The sequence below is a fragment of the Floridaenema evergladense BLCC-F167 genome, assembly GCF_041929205.2.
Lineage (GTDB): Bacteria > Cyanobacteriota > Cyanobacteriia > Cyanobacteriales > Aerosakkonemataceae > Floridanema > Floridanema evergladense.
Genome location: NZ_CM171625.1, coordinates 2,169,763 through 2,193,251 on the forward strand (window position 1 = coordinate 2,169,763; position 23,489 = coordinate 2,193,251).

The following is a 23,489-nucleotide window of genomic DNA, read 5'->3' on the forward strand; positions in this document are numbered from 1 at the left end:
TATGAAATCAATTTTTCGCAAAGGCGCATCTCTGGCTATTGTTGGTGGTACATTACTAAGCTCTCTGGTTATTGGTACTTTACAGGTACTGGCTCTTACTCAAGAACAAATTTTGCAAAAGTTAGCACCTGTATTAGTTTTTACCATTAATAATGAAAGTGGTCAGACTTTAATTCGAGAAGTTCGCAATCAGCAGCAAAATAGCACAGCGAAAGTTGCGGGAATTTTCCTCAGTCAAAAGGATGCTCAGGCTTTTTTAGAAAAGATCAAAACTGAAAATCCCCAACTAGCAAATAGTATGCAGGTTGTCCCCAGGTCTTTAGCAGAAATTTATCAGCTGGAAGAAGCAAATAAAAATAAGCCAGAGGCACTAAATTTTGCTTATGTACCTACTCAACAACAACTTGATTCAGCTTTGACAGTGTTGCGGCAAAGCGGACAAAATGTAAATGAATTTAATGGCGTACCTTTGTTTGTCCTTAGTGCTGGCCCTAATAAAAGTTATTTAGCTGCTCAACGAGGAGATCAACAGATTATTCCTTTCTTTTTTAGTAAAGAAGAAATCCAAGCGGAAGCAGAAAGAATTAAAAAACAACAACCTGATTTGGCATCCACTCTGCAAATAGATGTTGTACCTTTGGAAGGAGTGATAGATGCTTGGAAGAATCGTAAAGATGAATGGTTGGGTAGAATTGAGTTAATTCCAGCTAAGGAATCACGGGAGTTATTGCGAAGTTTGTTAACTGAGATGCAGCAAAATAATCAAAATCGTCCGGCATCAGGAAATCAAGCTGCACCAACAAGAACTCCACAACAAACCCAGCAACAAAATAATCAATCTCGTCCTACAAATACTCCGGCTAATAATCAGCAACGGAAGTAATTTATGTTGCTCAGATCCCTGACTTTTTGCAGAAGTTGGGGGTCTAAATTTAGTTAGTGATTGAGAAATGTATCAAGAAGAAGTTGTTTCTGGATTGGAACTTTGGCAGTGGCGAATTGCGGCAATTAATGAGGCAAAGTTTGCTGATGTTTCGCCAATGGAAGTGGATTGGATTTTGCAGGAAGTGGCAGGATTAGATACTTTATCTTTGCGGTTGGAGTTGTTTAAAGATCGATCGCAAATCCCCCTAACTATACCTCTAAAAAAACTAAATGAATTGTGGCAAAAGCGACTCCAAGAAAGATTACCAGTACAATATATTACGGGAATTACTCCTTGGCGAAACTTCTCTTTAATAGTTTCTCCCGCAGTTTTAATTCCCCGCCCAGAAACCGAAATTTTAATTGATTTGGCAGTAGAAGCAGCGCAGCGGAGGTGGGGAGATGGGGAGATGGGGGGATGGGGAGATGGGGAGATGGGGGGATGGGGAGATGGGGAAACAACTGAAGACTCTCCCAGTCCCCAATCCCCAGTCCCTAGTCCCCAGTCCCCACCACATTGGGCAGATTTGGGCACGGGGAGTGGTGCGATCGCAATTGCTTTAGCAGATGCTTTTCCTCATGCGATAATTCATGCAGTCGATCGAAGTATAGAAGCTTTAAAGATTGCTCAAGAAAATGCTCAACGTTTGGGATTTTCATCAAGAATTCGTTTCTATCATGGCTCTTGGTTCGCACCTTTAAAAGAGTTAAAAGGTAAACTAGCTGGCATGATATCAAATCCCCCTTATATTCCTAGTAATATCGTGCCAATTTTACAACCGGAAGTGGCAAATCATGAACCACATTTAGCTCTTGATGGTGGTAATGATGGATTGGATTGTATCCGGTTGTTGGTAGCAGAAGCGCCAGAATATTTACTTCCTGGTGGGATTTGGTTGATAGAAACTATGGCGGGACAAACTGAGGCAGTAGTAGACTTGTTACAAGAGCGAGGCAGTTACTATGATATTCAAGTATTCGCTGATTTGTCAGGGATCGATCGCTTCGTTCTCGCTTATTGTTTAAAGTAATAAAGTATATTTATATAAACATACCAAAATAGAGTATTATTGTTGGGAAATTTGGCAAAATAGAAACATGGTATTAACCAATTAGTTAATAACTTATTAGAAATGAGAGTTTCCCTAGATGCCTTAGTAGCGGGAGCAAAATCTGGTTCTGTAGTCAGCTTTCCTACAGATACTGTACCAGCATTAGCTGCTAACCCAAAAAATTCTCATTCTATCTTTGAAGTTAAACAGAGGAGTCAAGATAAACCATTGATTTTGATGGCGGCAACTGCTGAGGAACTTTGGCCTTTTTGTATCACTAATATACCAGAATTTCCCATTTGGCAAGAAGTTGCCGATCGATATTGGCCTGGTGCGTTAACTTTAGTATTACCTGCCTCTGATAAAGTACCGATCGAGGTAAATCCCCTAAATCCGACTACTATTGGTATAAGGGTGCCCAATAGCAGTATCGCTCGCCGAATACTAGCGCAAACAGGCCCTCTAGCCACTACAAGCGCTAATTTGTCTAGTCAGCCACCACTAGAAACTATGGCAGAAATTGACGCACAATTTCCTGATGTACTGACTCTATTATTGGAGGAAGAATTGAAGAATCAGGCTGGTGGGATTCCTTCCACAGTTGCCAAATGGACAAATAATGGTTGGCAAATTCTCCGCCAAGGAGCAATTAAATTAGTTTAAGAAGGCTGAAGGTAAAAAGCTTAGACAGTTTTCTTAAATTTTTGGCAACGGGTAAATTATTTCCCCTTGGTTGAGCTATAAACTTAGTAAATTTAATTTGGCGAAAGTAACAGGTTAATAACTAATTTCTAAATTCGATTTTGATGAACAAACCTCAAGATTCTCAACCTGATGTTTCTGCTCTTTCCGAACAACTTAAGTTGACTAATGCGGCTTATCATCTAGCTGCGGAAATGAGCCAATTTAAAGCGGGTTTTTTGGCAAGAATTTCTCATGAATTGCGATCGCCCTTAAACAGTTTAATCGGTTTACACCAATTAATTATTTCTGATTTGTGTGAAAGTCCCGAAGAAGAACGAGAATTTGTTGAACAAGCTCACGCTTCAGCTTTAAAATTAGTAGGTTTAATCGATGAAATTCTCAATGTTTCCCGCACGGAATATGGCACTAATCGATTAGATACTCAACCGTTACAATTAGCAGAAATTCTCTCTCAAGTTTACGATCTCACTCATTTACAAGCAGCAAATCGCAATCATCGGTTAACAATTGAAACACCTGCATCAGATATTTTTGTATTAGCAGATCCACGCTGGTTAAGACAGGTGTTATTAAACTTAGTAGATACTCCACTAAAATATCCAGAACCGATTAATGTTCGGGTTTCTGTACATTTAGATCTGGCAGTAGATTATGTTAATATTTGGGTGGAAGATGAACGTCCAGCAGAGGCTTTAAGCGAACCAATAGATTTATTAAAAACTACTTTTGAAGACAAAGAACCTCTGCCTATAAATGAAGATTTTACCCTTTCACCAGGATTATCTTTGATGATGAGTCAAACAATACTGGAATTAATGAAAGGGCATTTAGAAGTTATCGCCGTTCCTTCAGCTGATGCAAAATTTACCAAAATTCAGTGTTCAATTCCCTTGTGTAAAAAGGAAATAATTGATGCTGAAGGTTAAAGGAATTTTGTCAAATTGCCTAGCGACTAAAGTCGCAGGCTATACAGACAAAACCTGCCTCCGCAGGTTTTAAAATTTTTATTTTATGCAAGTCCGCGTAGGCGGACTTTGTTTGTGTAGGTGCGGTTTTAACCGCCAACTATTATTCAATTTTTAAACTGTTTTTGCAAACATTTGCTCGATCGCTTTTGCTTAAAGCATTAATTCGGCGTTGATTGTAGAGTAACATAGCCGTGCTAGGATTCGGAAATTCAAACCCCAACTTGAGATAAAATCCCTGTTGATAAGTAGTCATTAAATAAACTCTTTCCACGCGCCGAATGCGGGGATGATCGAGCAAAGTTTCGATTAACTTTCGCCCTAAACCTTGACCGCGATAATCTGGGTGAATTACCACATCCCAAATTGTAGCTCGAAAAACGCAATCAGAATTAGCTCTGGTGAATCCAATTAAGCGATCGTCATCCCAAATAGTAATTACGGGGTCACTGTTAGCGATCGCAATTTCCCAATCTTCAATTGAGCGATTTTGCGCCCAAAAAGCAGCGAGTTTAAATAATCCTTGTAACTGTTGAATGTCTACATCTGATTGGCGATCGCTAACCCAAATTTGACCACACTTCATTCCTTAACAACTCCCAGTATATTACCGAATTATTTTACTAATTAAACCGGAGTTATTGTGGTGTCTAAAAACACTGAATCATTTGGTAATGGGTAGTAGGTAGTTGGTAATGGGAATAAAAATCAAGATAGTCAGAAAAAGCCCATTCTTTAACCCTCATTCTTATCCCACTACCAACTACCAACTACCCACTACCATTTAAAAATTAACCATTCAACCAACGAGCCGCATCTTTCGCATGGTAGGTCAAAATTAAATCAGAACCAGCACGTTTAAAACTGGTTAAAGTTTCCATTACCACCCGTTCTTCATCAATCCAACCGTTGAGAGCGGCAGCTTTTACCATTGAATATTCACCGGAAACATTGTAAGCAGCAACGGGCAAATTGCTTGCTTCCTTAACCCGCCAAATCACATCCATGTAAGCCAAAGCTGGCTTCACCATGAGCATATCAGCACCTTCAGCGATATCTAAAGCAATTTCCTTGAGGGCTTCGCGGGCGTTACCTGGGTCCATTTGGTAAGTTCTGCGATCGCCAAACTGCGGCGCAGACTCAGCCGCATCCCGGAAAGGCCCATAATAAGCCGAAGCATACTTAGCCGCATAAGACAAAATCGGTGTATCCTGATACCCAGCCTCATCCAAAGCCAAGCGAATCGCCTGGACAAAACCATCCATCATTCCCGAAGGCGCAATAATATCCGCCCCCGCCTTAGCTTGCGAAACCGCAGTCTTCTTCAATAAATCCAAAGTCGGGTCATTCAACACCCGTCCCGACAAATCCCCAACCTGCAAATAACCGCAGTGACCGTGACTGGTATACTCACAAAGGCAAGTATCAGCAATCACCACCAAATCTGGCACCGCTTCCTTAACAGCAGTCGCCGCCTTTTGTACGATCCCGCAATCATGCCAAGCGCCAGTAGCATCAACATCCTTATCTTCAGGAATCCCAAACAAAATAATGCCCGGAATCCCCAAATCGTAAACTTCCTTAGCTTCCTCGACAATTTTATCTACCGAAAGCTGATAAACTCCTGGCATCGATCGCACTTCCTTAGCAATCCCTTGACCAGGAACAGCAAACAGAGGATATATTAAATCATTCGTCGTCAGAACAGTTTCCCGCACCATACGGCGTAATTGAGAAGAAGTACGGAGACGGCGAGGGCGATGAATTGGAAACATGACTTTTTTTAAACCTTATTTTGCTGAAGAGTTACTCATTTGAGAAAGGCAGAGAGCAGAAGGTAAAGAAAGCTTTGAGCTTTTCAACCTTGTTCAACTGAATAATTATTTCCACAACTCTGCACTAGCTGACATACGCTAATAGAAAATCATAATATTTTTAGGGGTCTAGATCCCCCACTTCTTCAAGAAGTCAGGAATCTGAACAAAAAGCCTCTCTATTCGTAGTAACGCACCATCCCCAGAGAAAAAACTTCAGAAAAGCCCCCTCCTCGCAAGCGGGGAGGGGGTTGGGGGTGGGGTTCAATTAGCCTTAAGCTGTAACAGCTGCGGTTTCCGCTTCAGCAGCAGGAACAGCATAAACGCTAACTTTCTTGCGAGTTTTACCCTTTCTTTCAAAAGTAACAATACCATCGATGAGAGCGAACAAAGTATCATCGCCACCGATACCGACATTATTACCAGGGTGGAACTTAGTTCCCCGTTGGCGAACTAAAATGTTGCCAGCGCGAACAACTTGACCACCATAGCGCTTAACACCTAAACGCTGGGCGTTAGAGTCGCGCCCGTTGCGCGTACTACCAGTACCTTTCTTGTGAGCCATTTTTCCTTCCTAATCTATCTACGTCCACTCTTTACTATTATTCAGCTGCTTCTGTAGTCGCAGGTGGTTCATCTTCTGCGATCGAAGTTGTTTCTTCTTCTACAGGTGCTTCATCTGCTGCGATCGAAGTTGTTTCTTCCGCTACAGGTGCTTCATCTGCTGCGATCGAAGTTGTTTCTTCTTCTACAGGTGCTTCATCTGCTGCGATCGAAGTTGTTTCTTCCGCTACAGGTGCTTCATCTGCTGCGATCGGAGTTGTTTCTTCTTCTACAGGTGCTTCATCTTCTGCGATCGAAGTTGTTTCTTCCACTACAGTTGCAGGTGTTTCATCTTCTGCGATCGCAGTTGTTTCTTCCGCTACAGGTGTTTCATCTGCTGCGATCGAAGTTGTTTCTTCCGCTACAGGTGCAGGTGCTTCATCTGCTGCGATCGAAGTTGTTTCTTCTTCTACAGGTGCTTCATCTGCTGCGATCGAAGTTGTTTCTTCCGCTACAGGTGCAGGTGCTTCATCTTCTGCGATCGGAGTTGTTTCTTCTTCTACAGGTGCTTCATCTGCTGCGATCGAAGTTGTTTCTTCCGCTACAGGTGCAGGTGCTTCATCTTCTGCGATCGGAGTTGTTTCTTCTTCTACAGGTGTAACTACCTCTGCAATTACAGGTATAGGTACTTCTCTTTTCCCACCAATTACTGTACCGTTCAGACTGATGGAATCAATCATTAAACGAGTGAGTTCCTGGCGATGTCCCCGTTTTTTGCGGGTTTTCTTTTTCGGCTTCATCTTGTAAACCAGGACTTTGCGCCCCCGAAAATGGCGCATCACCGTACCTGTAACGGTAGCACCTTCAACCAAGGGCTGACCGATACTTACATCGCCATCGTTGTTAACAAATAAAACTTTGTCAATGGTAACTTCGGCATCTGCTTCGACGTGCAGTAGTTCAATGTCGTAAAAGCGACCGGGTTCTACCCGTAATTGTTTGCCGCCTGTTTCAATAATTGCGTAAGTCATGAGTTTTTGCTGATTTTAGCCGTACAGGTAGCTCAATTGGTAGTGGGTCGTGGGTAGTTGGTAGTTGGTATGGATAACCAATGACCAATGACCAATAACCAATGACCAATCAAGCTTTTGGAATGTCTTGACCTGATCCGAGCAGGGGTAGACAGACAATCTATTATTATCTGTTTTTTTATGGGTGAATGTCAAGCAAGAGATTTTTTAATTTATTGAAGTGCTCCAGGCTTAGAGGATATAGAGGAAAAAAGAGAGTGCTTACCAAGAGCGAAAATCTAGAATTTTTTTGCCTCTGATATCGAAAGTAATACTACTAATTGAACCAGTTGCGTAAGTCCTGTGCAATATACTGTAAATATATGATCTATTACTAAAGGCATTCCAACCAATCTAGCTGATGTGCGACAGTATTCACAGCGATAACCTGCTTCCGCCCAAATTTGTTGTTTTAATGTTTCTGAAATTGCAGCCACAGTTATTCCTCTGGCAACTCTTCTAATGTGGGCATCCGATAACCACGCCAACGCAAAACTGCCCAAGCATAAGCTTTTTTCAGCATCAATTTATCAGCAGCTAAACTTAATTCTCGAAGTTCTTGCCGTTCTGGAGAAGTAATAGCCCCTATTTGGTTTTTCTCTAACAATTCCTCATGACGTTGTTGTTGATTCAAGGTAACTTTGCTACGAGCAATTTTTAGTAATTCGTCAATTGGTAAAGTCTGCAATAATAACAATTCTGCTTGCATTTCTGGTGGTGCATTGTCTACAGAAGGTGGTAAATTTGTGATAATTCTCTGTGCTGCTACAGCTTCTAGAGATTGGTTGCTTATTTCTGCAATTCTCGCTAGTTCTAAAAATACTGATTCTGGCAGTTCTACTGTAACTCTGCGATTAGGCATTTCTGACCTCAATAAACCAAACTCTAAGGTGGATGTAAGCCGCCCGACTTAATTTGTGGAAATAAAAAACTTCTTACCTTTGTCTGAACAACCGGATCGATGCTTTAGGGTAAAACCAAAATCTAAAATTGAATGAACCGATCGGAGTATGAATATACAAACAAATTTATTATTATTTATTTTTTTGTGGGTAAATGTCAAGGGTGTAAAGGAGGTAATTAATGGTAATGTAATTACCCATTGTTTCCGTAAAGTTACGTTAGTTTTTTTTTTGCTTAATCTATAAACTCATAATTAGTCAAAAATTTATAGCTTTCTCTATTGGGTAAAGTCGCAAAACAAATTTTTTCGTTGAAATAATTTACCTTGGTAAGGAAAACTATTTGAGCAAAATGGAAATTTTGTAGCGTCAATTTACGATCATTCTGTTAGAGGTGTAAGGGTTGTGAAAGGATTTGCAACATCTAAAGAGAACGGCTACAAGTAATTTGACAAAATTTAATTATACGACATACTTTTTGAAGCTTTTCTCAGTAATGACAAAAGCTGTAATTCTTGTTTGTCGAGTTATTTATTGATTACAGAGTTTAGGGATAAAATAATGAAGCGTCTTGTGATTTGTTGTGATGGAACTTGGCAAAATTTAGCGAGTCCTTGCCCTAGCAATGTGGTTAAGTTGGCTCAAGCTGTGAAACCGATCGCCAGTGATGGAGTTCCACAAATCGTGTTTTATGACGAGGGTATTGGAACAGAGTATCAAAAGGTATTGGGGGGAGCCACTGGACTAGGAATCGATAAAAATATCGAAGATGGTTATCGCTTTCTGAGTCTCAACTATGTTCCTGGTGACGAAATCTATATGTTCGGTTTCAGCCGAGGTGCATACACAGTTCGGAGTTTAGCAGGGATGATCTATTGTTCTGGTCTTTTAGAGCGCCCGCACGTCACCAAAACACATGAAGCTTACGAGCTTTACCGTAAAAGAGGTATTAAACCAAGGGATAAAGAAGCAGTGGACTACCGTGATGCCTTTGGCGATCGCGTTCCCATCACCTTGCTTGGTTGTTTTGACACCGTTGGAGCCCTTGGTATTCCTGGACTAGCCGCCTTCAAAAAATTTCACGAGCAGCTAAACAAGCGGTACAGATTCCATGACACCACTTTGAATAAATATGTTCAGAATGCCTTGCACGCAATGGCGATCGATGAAATCCGCGAAGTCTTCGATGTCACTCCCATGAAACCCCATCCTGAAGCCCCAAACCAACGGGTGATTCAAAAATGGTTTCCCGGCGAACATGGCTGCGTTGGTGGTGGAACAGAAGAAAATAGGGGATTATCCGATGCTGCCTTAAAATGGATGATTGATTCAGTTGGTCACTTAGGATTGAAACTAGAGTTTGATATCAATGTCATTCCCACAGGCATTAATCCCGACTATAAATGCAACTTTAAGAACGATCCAGGCTTCTTCAGATTAGCTGGAATTAAAGTTCGTGAAGTTGGGGATGCGCTTGAAGATCTGCATGAAAGCACCATTGAGCGTTTGAAAACTCGCATGGACTATCGACCCAAAAATCTGCAAAAGGTTATCTCCAAGTTACTGGAATAATATAGATAAAGATTCAAACTAATCAAACTAATGTCGTTGATATATTATGGCAAATCAAACTTACCGATTAGAACTTTATCAGGAATATCCATTACCTAATGAGGAAGCGGCTATTGAGGAAATTGCCAAAATCGCAAAAGAGATGATGCAGAAAGACTATCCAGAGGGCAAAAGACCAGCTCGTCGCGATCAACACGCTAAAGATCATGGCTGTGTTAGAGGTGAATTTATCATTGAGGCTGACCTCCCTGAAGAATTGAGAGTTGGTGTTTTTCGAGAGCCACGAACTTACCCAATTTGGATTCGCTTTTCCAATAGCTCACCGAAATGTCAGCATGATTCTCAAGCGGATATTCATGGTATGGCTATTAAACTTATGGGTGTGGCAGGCGAAAAAATTTTGTCAGAAGAACGTTTTGAAACCACTCAAGATTTTTTGCTAATTGACTATCCCATCTTCTTTTTTGCTAACGTCCAAGACTGTATGCAGTTATTTACTAATTACAAAAAAGGTGAACTCATAAAGTTTTTCTTCCCTAGCTTTAACCCTTTTAAATGGCGACTAAAAGAGCTGATTATTGCTCAGGTATGCAAGCAAAAAATTACTAATCTATTGGATCGACAGTATTGGAGTGTATTGCCTTACAAATTTGGCTCGCGAGCAGTTAAGTATTCGGTTAAACCCCATGTCATTAATTTTTCCAACAAATCAGTTATCAGTTCCGAAAATTATCTGCGTGAAGGACTTATTCGGCATTTAAAAAACCAGGAAGTTGGATTTGATTTTATGATTCAGTTTCAAACAGACCCTGATAAAATGCCGATTGAAGATCCACGAGTCAGATGGGATGAAAAGCTATCACCATTCCAAAAGATAGCAACCATCAGAATTCCTCCGCAAACGTTTGATTCGGATGAACAGCGGGAGTTTTGTGAGAATTTATCTTACACTCCTTGGCATTCTTTGCCAGAACATAAACCACTAGGGGGACTTAACCGAATCCGCCAGAAAGTCTATCCAACTATTTCCAAGCTCCGTCACCAAATGAATAATGCTTCAACAAAGGAGCCAAGTGCATAATCTTTTTACTCCGGGAACTAAAACAACAGAGAATTAACTAGAAATGGAGAGGAACAAAATGTCCAAAACAAAAACAATTTTTGACGAATTAAAAGCTGTGGTGGTAATGAAACTGCTTAACACACCAATAGCACAACGCTTAATTGAAGAGAAAGCAGCGCAAAAAATCTCTAAATCCCAAGAGGATCAACCAACAAAACCGATCGCTCAATTACACAAAGCTACAGGTCAATTAACCTTTAGCGATACTAAGAAACCATTGCATAACATTGGACTCGAACTCTGGGATCGAGACATCGGTACACCTAATGATTACTTGGCTAAAGGTATAACTGACCAAAATGGTCGTTTTGAAATCTACTACGACCCAGAAAAAGCAGGTTTCAAAGATGCACCCGATTTGGAATTAAGGGTAATTGATAATCGGATTACTTTTAATTCCAACAATCAGCCAGTTTATAGCAATCGTATTGCCTACATTATCAAAGGCGGGGACAATGTAACTGAAAAAGTTTATGATTTCGGCACTTTAACTGTTCCTTATTGGCAATACAATCCTGAGAGTCCCTTTGCCAGAATACAACTTCCCAATCCTGAAGAAACCCCAGATGATTATGCTGTTGGGCGCAAATTTCAAGCTTACGAAGCGGCGAATACTTTAACTCCAATTAAAGCCAAGCATATTATCGCTAACACGCTCAATCCCAACGAACCAAGCATTACCCAAATTCAAGCAGATTATCCCCCGAATTTGACTCGTGAACTAGAAAAGGAAATTCCCGGTTACACTAGAAGCGATGAATATTTTGTTTTGCGAATTTTGAACGGGATGAATCCCTGTTTGCTCAAGCGTAATAAGAGCAATCCCAATCAGTTTAAGGTAACATTCAATTGGGATAATTACGAAAAAGATAATGAACACGATCTCAATAATGTAGAAGCCTTTTTTGAATTGAAAGAGGGCAAACTACTTCCTACTGCGATCGTCATTCAAAGCCGCTATCCTGATTCTATTGCTCCCCATTCTCCCCTGAAAGATCCTGTTACCTATACACCCAATGATGGAGAAAAATGGTTACAAGCAAAACGCATTTTTCGGACTAATTCCTTGTTTACAGGTGAAGTAATTGAGCATTATGCTAAAGCTCACGTACAAATGGAGCAATATGCTGTTGCTGTTTTCCGCAACTTGCGAAAAAATCCGATTCGCTTGATGTTATCTCCTCACTTAAAAAGCATTATCAACATCAATCGACGTGGTGATGATTTACTTGTAGAGCCAAAAATTGGTCTATTTGTTACTAACGGACCCTTGACTTATCCGGGATTCTTGCAAATGTGTAAGGAAGTGGTAGCAACTTATGATTGGAAAGGTTGGAAGCCACGTCAACCCCTTTGCGAAGCTCATGCTTATGCGAAGATAGCTAATCTGTACTGGCAGATTTTAACAGAGTATGTAGATACTTTTTTCCAGAAGTATCAACAAGAAATTGTTCAGGAATGGATTGAAATTCGCCGTTTATCTGATGATTTGGTCGAGCATAGTATGGCTTATCAACCAATCCAAGGAATAATGGCTAATACTGATAGTGATTACGAGTGGTACGATCGAAACGAACTAGATAAACCAGATCTTCCTAGACCAACTATTAATGGTCAAGTGAAGGTTCTCCGACCAATTACTGTTTCTGACAGTCCCAGTGTGGCAGATATTGACAACTTAAAAGAGTTGTGCCGTTATGTAATTTTCCACACTACTTTATGGCACACTTGGGTCAATGATTCTCAAACTGATGAGGGGGGAGAACTCGCTTATAACTCATTGGCATTACGCAATGGTAGTTTTGGCAGTGAAAACGATCCAGCGATCGCACCTGATATTATAGAAGCAACAAATCAGCTTTATATCTTCAGCGTGTTAAATGGGATTAAGTATGGCTTAATTCTCAAGAATGAAGATGATGATGTTCCTGAAGAATTGAGAACGAACTTAGCCCGTTATAAACAACAGTTTAGTGACCTGGGTTATGAAGTTGGCAATATCAGAACCTTGATCAATATTTGATTAATCTGCCCGTTGGCGATTATCTCATATCCTAGTTTCATCACTTGTAGTAACTAGGTGATAACCTAAAAAACCACCCCTGATTTTTGAATTAATCAGGGGTGTTTTTCATAGGAATTGTGGGTAATTAATTCTGGAACAACTACCCACTACCAACGACCAACTTAACGATAGATACCGTTGTTAATGCGATCGTCTCCTTCCACAAAAGCAGATTCTACTGGTGTTACAGTAAACTCATCCAAGTTAGCTTGGAGAATTTCCTTCTGCCGAGAGCTCAGTCCTGGAATCTCCAATACATCCTCTACCTTTTGATAAGGCGCATTTTTGACGATCTTCGCACCTAAGTTGGGATACATTCCCGGAAAACGCTTAAATGCGCGTAAGTTAGTGTTGTTTAAATCAATCTTGTTGGCTATTTGTCCTAACTTCTTATCTACTCGATTTCTAAACTCAGCTTCAGCCGCTGTTTCTGCCAACACTGGTGCAGAGTTAAACGCCACGCTGGTTAAAGAAACTGCATGAGCACGTTGGGTTAATCCCAGTCCTGCCCAGCAACCGATGACTAAGGCGAATATTGTAAAGAAGCGTAACAATTTTTTCATTTATTCAGTACCTCCCTCAAAAACTGGACTGATGTCCACACAGCTTCCATCAACAGATATTATCGGTCTTATAGTACCGTGTTTATTAACTTGTCTTTATTGACTTTTGGTTTGCATCGCCAAAAATCTATCCAGGTCGGCAAAAGTGCCTGCGTAGGTAACGGTTGGTTTGTCATAGCCTTTGAGATCCACTACTTTTTGCTTAAAGCCAGCGTCCTCAACACCTAGAGGTAATAAATATTGATAAGTACTTTCACCTAAAGCGACATCCATTCCCAGTTGCTTGGTGGAGGATTCCAAGCGGAATGTGGCATTAACAGTATCTCCTAAAGCGGTGTAGTCTGGACGATCGCCACTCCCCGTATTGCCCACCATCGCATAACCAGTATTAATTCCCGCCCCGATTCGCAGTGGAAATGGTAACACATATTCCCGATCTAACTCTTGTGTCATTTTGTACAGTTCGCTAAGTGCCTGACAAATTTTACTCACCTCCTCATTAGTGATTGTGCGTCCACTATGAAACCAAACAGCCATAACTGCATCACCAATGTACTTATCCACCCAACTACCGTAGTCGCGGATAATACTTCCACAATGACGAAACCAGGTGCCAATCAATTCAGACAACACTTTCTCGTCTAATTGTCGAGTTAGAACGGTAAAGTCGCGAATATCGACTACCATCACCGAGATTAAGCGACGAACGTGCAGGGCGGAAGTAGCAGTTAACTCGTCAGAATTGGTGTTAACCTGTTGTAAAGAATTATCGCTACTGGGAGTAAAGAAATCTAATTCGGTTTGACCGAAGGTAAGATGATCGCCATTTCGCAGGGTTACGGGAATGCTAACTCTGCGCCCATTGACGAAAGATCCATTACGGCTTCCTAAATCGATTAAATAAAATTCCCCTGTTTCCATGCACTGTAACATTGCATGGTTACGGGAAATCCAGCGATCTGGGATCACAAAATTATTATCATCGCTCCTACCGATCGTCCAGCAGTGGCTGCCGACTAATGGTAGGTACCGATTCCCAGAGTCGGTTTTTAGTAGCAGGTAAGGAACGGATGTAGGTTGCAACGTCACCGGATGTTAGAGAAGCGACGTGGAGTAGTCAGAGTCTCTATTATTTATACTAATTTAACTGCCTGAAGTCGCGTGACGGATGTGTATAACACTTTCGTCACGCTAGGGGTTTAATTTAGGCAGCCCAGGCAGCTAACCAAAATAGGCCATCTACCAAAATCGTACTCAAAACTGCTCCACTAAACGCCCACCAGTGTAACTGTCTTGAGCGCCAGGGTAAAGTACCCACCCCCAAGAGTATGCCTAAAAGTACGATCGCCCAACCAATCCCCCAGGCTGTATTAACATGAGTTGTTGCATCTTGCAATATCTGTATTGCTAATTCTGGCTCTACCTGCATTAGTTGCCGCCAGGAAGGAATTAAATCTACTAAGTAAAAATACGTATCAGTAATTACTGTACCAAATAAGGAACCGAGATAAAACCAGTTGCCTACTTTGCCCCAACCTTGTCTGAGACACCAGATTGCAAAGGGTAGTCCGATCGCTTCCACTGGCAGGTGAATTAGCGGTTCCCAACGCAGCCAACCCCAGTAAATTGAACCCGCTAACCAACTCCAACTAAACCCTAAAAGCAAATCTCCCCAAACTTGGGTTTTTGGCCTCTTCAGCAGCACAAAACTTAACCCCACCCAACCCAAGGTCAATAACAAGCTCAGCAAGGGCAAGAGGCGCACTAGGGGCGCTTGGATGAACACTGGCACCGAAACCAGGAATGATGCTGCCAGGAAGACTAACCAGGCTTTCTTAGAACCGATTCGCCACCGATCGGTGGCTCGACAAGAGGTGTAAGCAGACAAGGTATTATTTAACAAGATTTTTAATTTTTGTTACTTAAGTTTACCTTATTTAATCTATCATAACAAATATCCCCCAGGGGGGTATTTTTATAATACCTTAGTTTTTGGAAATGTGATAGGGGACTCCAGGGCAGCGCTACTTCATTGTCGCCAAAGAAATTTAATAGATGGGGGGATGGGGAGATGGGGAGGTGGGGGGAAAGAGATGCTTGATGATTCTTCTTTTGTTTGCCTGACTTCCCCTTGTCCCCAGTCCCCAGTCCCCAGTCCCCGTTCCCTCAATTCACATTGAAACTTTAAATTTGAAGCTTATTTTTTTGGGTAGGCTATGCTTGGTAGTCAAATTAAGAGTTAAAAGAAAAGTAGATATGGGTTTATCACAACGCCAATGGCACAAGTTTCTGGGTTTAGGAGTTCTTAGCATTCTTGTTGCCCTACCTTTAAAAGTAATTTCTCAGTCAGCGGTGGCAACACCAACAGCAACGACTAGTCAGGTAAATATATTTCAGGCAATTGTTTTAGGATTTGTGCAAGGGGCAACAGAATTTTTACCGATTAGTAGTACGGCGCATTTAAAAGTTGTACCCGTTGCTTTGGGGTGGGGCGATCCGGGTGTAGCTTTTACGGCAGTAATTCAATTGGGTAGTATTGCGGCAGTGTTGTGGTATTTTTGGCGAGATTTAAAAAATATTGCGATGGGATCGATCGCAGCGATCGCACAAAAAGACTATGAAGCTCAGGAATTTAAATTAGCATTGGGAATTGCTTTTGGTACGATCCCGATCGTATTCCTTGGGCTATTGATTAAAATCTTTATTCCTGATTTTGATAATTCTCCTTTGCGGAGTCTAGGGGCGATCGCTGTTGCCTCAATAGTCATGTCATTATTGTTGGGAATAGCGGAAAAAATTGGTAGCCGAAAACGAAAATTTGATAAATTGGGTGTAAAAGATGGAATTTTGATGGGTTTAGGACAATCATTAGCATTAATTCCGGGGGTTTCCCGTTCTGGTTCTACTTTAACTGCTGGTTTATTCATGGGTTTAGAAAGGGCAACAGCAGCAAGGTTTTCGTTTCTGTTAGGAATTCCCGCTATTACTTTAGCTGGTTTGGTGGAATTAAAAAGCGTGGATTGGAAAGCTTTGGGAATAGCGCCAGTAATTGTTGGGGTGATTTCGGCGGCGATTTTTTCTTACTTAGCGATCGCTTGGTTGCTGAAGTTCCTGCAAACCCAAAGTACTTGGGTATTTATTTGGTATCGGTTAATTTTCGGCGTAGCTATTTTAGCGGCAATTTTTACTGGAGTGTTGCAAAATAGTTAATAGTTATTAGTCATTGGTCATTTGTCATTTGCAAGAACTTTCACCAATGACTAATGACCAATAACCAATGACTAATGACCAATGAGTGAAATTTCTCTTCGTCCGGCTTTAATTACGAAAGTTTTGCCAGATTCGATCGCGGCTGAGATTGGGTTTGAGGTTGGCGATCGTTTAGTGGCAATTAACGGTACTAAACCCCGCGATCTCATCGACTACAAATTTTTATGCGCCGATGAAGTTTTAGAATTAGAAGTTTTAGACGCAAAAGGCAAAACCCATCAAGTTGAAATAGAAAAAGATTACGACGAAGACTTAGGTTTAGAATTTGAAACCGCCTTATTTGACGGATTAATTCAATGTAATAACCGTTGTCCCTTCTGTTTCATCGACCAACAACCCCCAGGAAAAAGAGAATCTTTATATTTAAAAGATGATGATTATCGTTTAAGTTTCCTCTATGGTTCTTATTTAACTTTAACTAATCTTACTCAAAAAGATTGGAATAGAATTGAACAAATGCGGCTTTCCCCGCTTTATGTTTCTGTTCACGCAACTGAACCAGAAATCAGAACTCGCCTATTAAAAAATCAACGTGCTGGACAAATTTTGGAACAAATTAAATGGTTTCAAAAACGGCGATTACAAATTCACGCCCAAGTAGTAGTTTGTCCGGGAATTAATGATGGAATTCACTTAGAAAGCACATTGCGAGATTTAACCAAATTCCACAAAGGCGAAGTTCCCGCAGTTGCATCGATCGCAGTTGTTCCAGTTGGTTTAACTCGCTTTCGTCCAGAAGAAGATGAACTAATCCCAGTAACACCAGAAAAAGCCAAAGAAGTTATTTCCCAAGTGCAAAAACTTCAAGGCGAATTAGGGAAAAAGAAGGGAAAAAATTGTGTTTGGTTAGCCGATGAATGGTTTTTGATTGCGGGTGAAGAATTACCTCCAGAATCACATTATGAAGATTACCCACAAATTGATAATGGTGTCGGTTCAATTAGATTGTTTTTAAGAAAATTTGAGGAAGCAGCGCAGAGTTTACCCGCGAAAGTTGAGCCGGAACGAAAGTTTACTTGGGTAGTAGGAAATGCAGTAGAAAAAGCCTTTCAACCGATTTTAGAAAGATTGAACAAAGTGGAAGGTTTGTCAGTAGAGATGGCTGCTTTTCCTAGCGAATATTGGGGACAGAAAATTACTGTGACTGGGTTGTTGACTGGGGAAGATTTGCTGTTGAATTTACAGGGGAAAGATTTGGGAGATGGGATTTTATTGCCATCTTTAATGTTGAAACATGGAGATACAAGATTTTTGGACGATCGGACTGTTGAGGAAGTTGCTGATAAGTTGGGTGTGAAGATTTTTCCGGTTAATGGAATTGAGGGATTGATTGAGGGTTGTGTAAGGCAGATGCGTTAATTACCCACTTTCTACTCACGGGCTAGTTCCTCAGCCAATTCTTCAGGAGTTACTTGAAAGGGAGAAATGTTGAACCGTGAAAGTGCTGCCAAAAATTCTTGACGACTGATACCAGCTATTTCAGATGCTTTGGATTGAGAGATTGTCCCCATTTCGTACCATTTGACTGTTGCAGCTAGACGCATTTCTTTAACGAAATCATCTGGGGTAGTTCGCAGTGCTGAAAATGCACTTTCTGGTAGTTCAATAACTATTTGCACTGTCATAGTTTTACCGTTATTGGTTTTTGTATTTATAAGGTAGCACTTTCAGGTATGGTAGGAGGAGCGATCGCATTTCCCGCAAATAAACTAGTAAAAGAATCGCTATAGCGAAGAATACAGTGTCCCTATGATTCCGATCGCACAAAGAAAGGTTTATGCTAGAGCTAGACACAACCATCTGAAGATAGAAGAGTTTTCATGTCTGAGAATATGGTAGTGATGGTGTTTACGGATTTGGTCAACTCCACCGCCATCATCAAACAATTGTGCGACGAGGACACAATGGCACGCGATCGTACCTACCATGAGACGATTTTAAAACCACACTCTCAGCGAGTGGAAACCACTCTTGAGAAATACAGAGGGCGCAAAGTCGATACTCAGGGTGACTCATACTTCCTGCGCTTTGCCCACCCTATCCAAGCTGTACGGTGGGCAGTTGAGATACAAACCAGCCACTCAATAGACCCTATTTTGACCCCACTAGGCCCACTTTCGGTGAGAATCGGTATCCACATCGGCTACCCACTTCTCGAAGGAGAAAATCTGGTTGGATATGATGTACACTACGCCTCTCGTGTCGCTGCCTTTGGTAACGGAGGACAAATCCTACTCTCAGAAGCAATGGCGGCATTAGTGCGTACAGCCAGTATCAAGGGCTTACAACTGTATTGTCACGGCGAACGTGACTTTAAAGGGATTGGCAACGAACCAATTTTTGAACTCCTTTACGCTGGCAAACAACCACAACCACTTAAAAACGAACCTGCCACTATAAAAGTTGCACCTGATACTAAACACAATAAGAGCCAAAAGGAAACTCAAAGAGATACTTCAGCAACCGAGAAGCGCCTGCGTCCCCTAATTTTTAGAATTAGTTTTTTAATGCCTTTTTCAGTAGTGCTATTACTTGTATTAGTGGCTATTCCACTGATTAATCCCTCTTACATTTCCAACTTATGTGACATACTGCCAATCTGTGCCGAAAACAAGTGGGAGGCCCGCCATTACAAAGCAGAGAATCAAGCTAAAAAAGCTCGTGAGTTAGCCCAGGAAGCCACAGATTATGATGCTTTGAAACAGGCTTCCGATCAATTGGAGGAAGCTATAAACCAATTTGAGTCTATTCCGCCAAATGCCACTATCTATCCGACAGTGCAGAAAGTACTTCCGGGCTATAAACAAGAACTAACTAAGATGAAAAATCGTCTCAAAACAGACATTTTTAAACGTTAGTAGCCCCAATATTCAGAAATGGAAACTTTTAATGTACTCCGTCTTGCCGAGAGAAATTTAAGCTGATAAATTGGAACTATCTTCTTATATCCACATCTACCAGTGGGAAGTATTTATGAACTTGAAATTAAAATCAGTTCAAAAGGTGGCGCTACAGGCGCTTACCTTTGGTGCTGCTACCATCGTTGCTCAGCCGAGTTATTCTCAAGCAGATGTAAACTCCGATCGTACTTTCTATTGCGGAACCTTCAGAGGGGTACCTGCAACAATGGTTCGGAGAGGAAGTGGAGATGATATTAGCTTAATTAGGTGGAATACTAATTATGGTGGTTTTAGTGCTCAAAGCCGTTGTCAGACAGTTTCTGATAGATTTGAAAGTGAATATAAGATAGGCCGTTTGAGTTATGTTACAACTGGAAGAATAGGCAGACAGCCTGTGATTTGCACTGCCGCTAGCCAAGGTGGCTCTTGTGTAGCATTATTGTTTACCCTCAGAATGGGCGATGATGGCAACGCAATATTGCGACAATTATTTGAAATTCGGACTTTAAGTGCAAATGCACCAATTGAACAATCAACTTATATGAAACCTGAGTCAGTACAAGGAGAAATCCGATATTATGTTGATGTCTTCAACTACATAAGAGTATTAGACAGAGTAGGGAAGTAAAAATAGATTTCCAATTTAATTAATAAAAGCAAAAATAACCCTTCACAGGCTAAAATTTGATAGCTTAATAATTTATGTTTAGCCAGAAACAAAATTGTTGAGGCTGTGGAGGCTATTTTTCTTTTTACAGACCTGACTTTACTCCAAAGGATATTCTTCAATGAAATGGCGATCGTTAGTACTTTTGCTCAGTTTTTTCATGTTGTTAAGTGACGCAGCAGCACAAAAACCAAATTCAGGTTTGGTGGTTAAAGCTGAAGTTCCTCCAGTTTCAAAACCATTATCGGTATCCCAGCAGGAACTTTGTCAAAAGGCGCGTTTAATAACTATTAAGGTACTATCAGGAGATGGTACAGGTTCGGGAATTTTAATTTACAGAAATGGAAGAGTATATAAAGTTGTCACAAGTGCTCATGTGGTTAGAGAAAACAAAAATAACAGAATTCAGACTCCTGATGGAAAGCTGCATACAGTTGAATCTATCGACACTCTAGATAAAGATGATTCGACAGGCGACGATCTAGCAATTCTTCAATTTAGAAGCTCTAATAACTACCCAATAGCCAGAAAATTAAGAGAGGCATTAACAAGCCTAAAACAAGAAGATGAAGTTTTTGCCGCAGGTTTTCCATTTAATGCTAATTCCTCCAGTAAGTTTGAATGTACACAATTTGGAAAAGTATCTCATTTACTGGAAAAACCTATGAGGCTAGGATATCAAGTAGGATACCGTATTGATATCAAAAAAGGGATGAGTGGTGGCCCGTTGCTCAATATACAAGGCGAAGTTGTGGGCATAAACGGTCAGCATAGTTACCCGCTTTGGGGTGGAAATGATAGCAGTAATTATCTGTTCAAAAATGGTGTGCCAGTTCCTTTCCCACCAAACGAATTGAGCGCTTCTAGCTGGGCAATTCCTATTGAAACCTTTGCACGACAAACTCAAGCTTCTAAATTTACTATCCCAGTTTCCCCAGGCAGAGTTTCCCAAAAAGTTTCTCAATCGAAATCAATTATACAAAAAACCGAAAGTGCTATTCCATCATCTCAACAACCTAAACCACATCTAGCTGTATTCTAGCGATCGCTTCTTAGATAAAACATATTATTTGACAAGTACCCAATGCTGAAAAATTTCCATCAACTACTTGTAGTATTTATTGGACTTACTGCCGCAACTGTTCTTTTTCCACCAGCAGTAGCGACTTCTGACCTGGAAAGTAAAGCAAAGAAGATCACAGTTAAGATTATTGGGCCATTGCCTGTTTTAGGCAGATATGAGGGTAGAGAAATAAAAATTGGTATGGCAGGCTCAGGAGTAATTGTTGCCAGGGAAAAGAGTACAAAGACTTACTATATCCTCACAGCCCAGCACATAGCAGTGGCTGCGAATAAAGATAAAGTTGTAACTTATGATAGGAAAGAACACTTAATTAAGTCTGTTTCTAAGCTCCGCGAAGGTATAGATTTACAACTATTACAGTTCAATAGTGACAGAGATTATACTGTTGCTGAATTAGGTGACTCTAACCCTAAACAACTGGGTAATGGAGCTAAAATTTATATTTCTGGATGGTCGGAAAATCAGCCAGAAATCTTTAGATTTGTTGACGGAATTGTGACAAATAACAGCTTGAGAATCGAAGAAAATGGTTATACTTTAGTTTACAGAAATGTCAAAACAGAAAATGGCATGAGTGGAGGGCCGATTTTGAATGAAAAGGGTCTCGTAGTCGGTATTCATGGAAGAAACCCTGCATGGGGACAAGGCGGTATTCCTATTAACACTTTTTTGCAAATAGCCCCATCAGAAGTTAGAAGTGTACTAAACAGTAAAACACCAACAGATAACATAGGTTCAATAAGAACACCAACTCCCTCACCAACTATAATTTCTTCAAACTCTGGGTTTAATAGTAATCTAGCTACTATCAATATCAATCAAACAATTAGTGGCAGCTTAAATGCAAGTACTCCTATAAATTCATATACATCTGGTCGCTTTCAGGATTATCAGCTAATAGGAGTAATGCCTGGTCAATCGGTAGAAATAAACTTAGATTCTTCCAAATTTGATCCTGCATTGCAGATTATAAATGCTGCTAATAATCAAGTAATTTCTCAAAATGACGATAGACGAGGAGGGGGTAGAAACTCACAACTGATTTTCACTGTCAACCAAGGGATACAATACTTGATTCGAGTCACTACTTATTATCCTAATGGTATGGGAAACTATATTTTAAGAACGAAGCCTAGATAGCTAAAAAAATTATTGTTTACCCATCAACTTCATAAATAAATTTATGTTAAATTCAGAAAAGCTGGTTATTTATTATGTCTAAAAAAGCAGACATCGGCAGCAAACGCCTAATCAGCCTAGCCCCTGAACAATGGGTAAAATGGGTAACACAAATTCCCAACGTTCAAGTGCGAGATATCATCACCTCAGAATTCCAATGGGTAAGTCGTGAAAGTGATGTTTTAGTCCGCGCCTACACTCCCGAAGATGGCGAATTTCTCGTACTCAATGAACTACAATTGCGCTATAAAGCTGAAATGCCTCTGCGAATGCGAGCGTATGCAGCTTTAGCAGAAGAACGTTACAATAGACCCACTTACCCAGTATTAATCAACATCCTACCTCCCGCTTCTTCTGTCACTATTCCCACTCGCTATGAATCTGAGTTCAGAGGTTTACAAGCGCGACAAGACTATCGAGTAATTAACCTTTGGGAAGTAGACGCAGAATTAGTTTTTCAACAACCTCTTCCTTCCTTAATTCCTTTTGTTCCCATTCTCCAAGGCGGTGGTAACGAATCGAAAGTACGACAAGCTTTACAGGTTTTACGAACGGATGAACAGTTAAATGATTTAGAATCTTTGCTGGCATTTTTTGCTACCTTTGTCTTAGAAACTCCCTTAGTTCAGCAAATTATGAGGTGGGATATGGCAGTTTTACGTGAATCTCCTTGGTATCAAGAAATTTTACGACAAGGTTTACGACAAGGGCAACTTTCAGCTGTTGCTTTGGGTTTAGAATTGAAATTTGGCACGGAAGGTTTACAGCTAATGCCAGAAATTGAACAAATAGAAGATGTGGCGACTTTAGAAGCCATTGTGGAAGGAATTAAAACCTTAAATACTCTTGATGAGTTGCGGCAAATTTACAGATAAATTTGTTAGGAAATGATTGGCTTAGAGGTAAGTACGATCGCACCCCTCCCATTCTAGTTTTTCAGCATAAAAATAATCTTACCTCTCATACCTGGCTTTCCTGTGAGGAATACACTTTTAATTCATGACATTGCTCAGTAAAAATACTTAGATAATTAAAAAGTAAGCAATCTTTGTAAGAAAACTTAACGAAGTTAAGTGAAGTTTAAAGATGAT

Annotated in this window: 23 protein-coding genes and 1 pseudogene; 14 read left to right on the forward strand and 10 right to left on the reverse strand. The window is 40.6% G+C overall.

Annotated features, from left to right (window positions below; all coding sequences use genetic code 11):
• Position 1: 1 nt before the first annotated feature.
• The 4 genes from ACE1CA_RS10565 (at position 2) to ACE1CA_RS10580 (ending at position 3,607) form a co-directional block, all read left to right on the forward strand.
• Positions 2-883 (forward strand): Tic22 family protein, encoded by an 882-nt coding sequence (locus tag ACE1CA_RS10565; RefSeq protein ID WP_413279018.1) that lies wholly within the window; start codon positions 2-4, stop codon positions 881-883.
• 67 nt (positions 884-950) lie between these two features.
• Positions 951-1,955 carry a N5-glutamine methyltransferase family protein gene (locus ACE1CA_RS10570; RefSeq protein ID WP_413279019.1) on the forward strand — a complete coding sequence of 335 codons (1,005 nt, stop codon included), beginning with the start codon at positions 951-953 and terminating at the stop codon, positions 1,953-1,955.
• A 102-nt stretch (positions 1,956-2,057) separates the two neighbouring features.
• Positions 2,058-2,639: an L-threonylcarbamoyladenylate synthase gene (locus ACE1CA_RS10575; RefSeq protein ID WP_413279020.1), complete on the forward strand. Its 582-nt coding sequence runs from the start codon at positions 2,058-2,060 to the stop codon at positions 2,637-2,639.
• Positions 2,640-2,782: 143 nt separating this feature from the next.
• Positions 2,783-3,607, forward strand: a complete 825-nt coding sequence (locus tag ACE1CA_RS10580) for a sensor histidine kinase (RefSeq protein WP_413279021.1) — start codon at positions 2,783-2,785, stop codon at positions 3,605-3,607.
• A 142-nt stretch (positions 3,608-3,749) separates the two neighbouring features.
• Here the strand turns inward: ACE1CA_RS10580 and ACE1CA_RS10585 are convergent, their stop codons facing one another.
• The 6 genes and pseudogenes from ACE1CA_RS10585 to ACE1CA_RS10610 form a co-directional block, all read right to left on the reverse strand.
• Positions 3,750-4,232 (reverse strand): GNAT family N-acetyltransferase, encoded by a 483-nt coding sequence (locus ACE1CA_RS10585; RefSeq protein ID WP_413279022.1) that lies wholly within the window; start codon positions 4,230-4,232, stop codon positions 3,750-3,752.
• Positions 4,233-4,437: 205 nt separating this feature from the next.
• Positions 4,438-5,421, reverse strand: a complete 984-nt coding sequence (hemB, locus tag ACE1CA_RS10590; RefSeq protein ID WP_413279023.1) for a porphobilinogen synthase — start codon at positions 5,419-5,421, stop codon at positions 4,438-4,440.
• A gap of 313 nt (positions 5,422-5,734) precedes the next feature.
• Complete coding sequence (gene rpmA / locus ACE1CA_RS10595) at positions 5,735-6,025, reverse strand: 50S ribosomal protein L27 (RefSeq protein ID WP_413279024.1); 291 nt, start codon at positions 6,023-6,025, stop codon at positions 5,735-5,737.
• Between the two features lie 684 nt (positions 6,026-6,709).
• A pseudogene (rplU, locus tag ACE1CA_RS10600) lies at positions 6,710-7,034 on the reverse strand (50S ribosomal protein L21); the annotation flags it as partial.
• Positions 7,035-7,312: 278 nt separating this feature from the next.
• The gene (locus ACE1CA_RS10605; RefSeq protein WP_413279025.1) at positions 7,313-7,510 is read right to left on the reverse strand and encodes an HNH endonuclease; all 198 of its coding nucleotides are present in this window, start codon (positions 7,508-7,510) and stop codon (positions 7,313-7,315) included.
• A gap of 2 nt (positions 7,511-7,512) precedes the next feature.
• Positions 7,513-7,935 (reverse strand): hypothetical protein, encoded by a 423-nt coding sequence (locus ACE1CA_RS10610; RefSeq protein ID WP_413279026.1) that lies wholly within the window; start codon positions 7,933-7,935, stop codon positions 7,513-7,515.
• Between the two features lie 601 nt (positions 7,936-8,536).
• On the opposite strand from ACE1CA_RS10610, the gene ACE1CA_RS10615 reads away from it, so the two are divergent.
• Genes ACE1CA_RS10615 through ACE1CA_RS10625 form a run of 3 tightly spaced genes read left to right on the forward strand, consistent with a single transcriptional unit; the run spans position 8,537 to position 12,693 of the window.
• The gene (locus ACE1CA_RS10615; protein WP_413279027.1) at positions 8,537-9,547 is read left to right on the forward strand and encodes a DUF2235 domain-containing protein; all 1,011 of its coding nucleotides are present in this window, start codon (positions 8,537-8,539) and stop codon (positions 9,545-9,547) included.
• Positions 9,548-9,593: 46 nt separating this feature from the next.
• Entirely contained in the window at positions 9,594-10,628 is a 1,035-nt protein-coding gene (locus ACE1CA_RS10620) for a catalase family protein (protein WP_413279028.1), read from the forward strand.
• A gap of 58 nt (positions 10,629-10,686) precedes the next feature.
• Positions 10,687-12,693: a lipoxygenase family protein gene (locus ACE1CA_RS10625; RefSeq protein ID WP_413279029.1), complete on the forward strand. Its 2,007-nt coding sequence runs from the start codon at positions 10,687-10,689 to the stop codon at positions 12,691-12,693.
• Between the two features lie 164 nt (positions 12,694-12,857).
• On the opposite strand, the gene psbU is transcribed toward ACE1CA_RS10625, so the two are convergent.
• The 3 genes from psbU to ACE1CA_RS10640 all read right to left on the reverse strand — a co-directional run bounded on the left by psbU (position 12,858) and on the right by ACE1CA_RS10640 (position 15,201).
• Entirely contained in the window at positions 12,858-13,298 is a 441-nt protein-coding gene (psbU, locus tag ACE1CA_RS10630; RefSeq protein ID WP_413279030.1) for a photosystem II complex extrinsic protein PsbU, read from the reverse strand.
• A gap of 96 nt (positions 13,299-13,394) precedes the next feature.
• Positions 13,395-14,387, reverse strand: coding sequence for an adenylate/guanylate cyclase domain-containing protein (locus ACE1CA_RS10635; RefSeq protein ID WP_413279031.1), 993 nt, complete (start codon positions 14,385-14,387; stop codon positions 13,395-13,397).
• A 115-nt stretch (positions 14,388-14,502) separates the two neighbouring features.
• The gene (locus tag ACE1CA_RS10640) at positions 14,503-15,201 is read right to left on the reverse strand and encodes a DUF3120 domain-containing protein (RefSeq protein WP_413279032.1); all 699 of its coding nucleotides are present in this window, start codon (positions 15,199-15,201) and stop codon (positions 14,503-14,505) included.
• 353 nt (positions 15,202-15,554) lie between these two features.
• On the opposite strand from ACE1CA_RS10640, the gene ACE1CA_RS10645 reads away from it, so the two are divergent.
• Positions 15,555-16,508, forward strand: a complete 954-nt coding sequence (locus ACE1CA_RS10645; RefSeq protein ID WP_413280241.1) for an undecaprenyl-diphosphate phosphatase — start codon at positions 15,555-15,557, stop codon at positions 16,506-16,508.
• Positions 16,509-16,589: 81 nt separating this feature from the next.
• The gene (locus ACE1CA_RS10650) at positions 16,590-17,927 is read left to right on the forward strand and encodes a TIGR03279 family radical SAM protein (RefSeq protein ID WP_413280242.1); all 1,338 of its coding nucleotides are present in this window, start codon (positions 16,590-16,592) and stop codon (positions 17,925-17,927) included.
• A gap of 11 nt (positions 17,928-17,938) precedes the next feature.
• Here ACE1CA_RS10650 and ACE1CA_RS10655 read toward each other — a convergent pair whose 3' ends face one another.
• Positions 17,939-18,193, reverse strand: a complete 255-nt coding sequence (locus ACE1CA_RS10655; protein WP_413280243.1) for a UPF0175 family protein — start codon at positions 18,191-18,193, stop codon at positions 17,939-17,941.
• A gap of 195 nt (positions 18,194-18,388) precedes the next feature.
• On the opposite strand from ACE1CA_RS10655, the gene ACE1CA_RS10660 reads away from it, so the two are divergent.
• From ACE1CA_RS10660 to ACE1CA_RS10680, 5 genes are all read left to right on the forward strand, one after another.
• Positions 18,389-19,426 (forward strand): adenylate/guanylate cyclase domain-containing protein, encoded by a 1,038-nt coding sequence (locus ACE1CA_RS10660; RefSeq protein WP_486517747.1) that lies wholly within the window; start codon positions 18,389-18,391, stop codon positions 19,424-19,426.
• Positions 19,427-19,541: 115 nt separating this feature from the next.
• Positions 19,542-20,096, forward strand: coding sequence for a COP23 domain-containing protein (locus tag ACE1CA_RS10665; RefSeq protein ID WP_413280244.1), 555 nt, complete (start codon positions 19,542-19,544; stop codon positions 20,094-20,096).
• 244 nt (positions 20,097-20,340) lie between these two features.
• On the forward strand, positions 20,341-21,177 hold the full coding sequence (locus tag ACE1CA_RS10670; protein ID WP_486517749.1) for a S1 family peptidase: 837 nt from the start codon (positions 20,341-20,343) through the stop codon (positions 21,175-21,177).
• Between the two features lie 42 nt (positions 21,178-21,219).
• A complete protein-coding gene (locus ACE1CA_RS10675; protein ID WP_413280246.1) occupies positions 21,220-22,359 on the forward strand; it encodes a S1 family peptidase in 1,140 nt (379 codons plus the stop codon).
• 74 nt (positions 22,360-22,433) lie between these two features.
• The gene (locus tag ACE1CA_RS10680) at positions 22,434-23,273 is read left to right on the forward strand and encodes an RpnC/YadD family protein (protein WP_413280247.1); all 840 of its coding nucleotides are present in this window, start codon (positions 22,434-22,436) and stop codon (positions 23,271-23,273) included.
• Positions 23,274-23,489 lie beyond the last annotated feature (216 nt).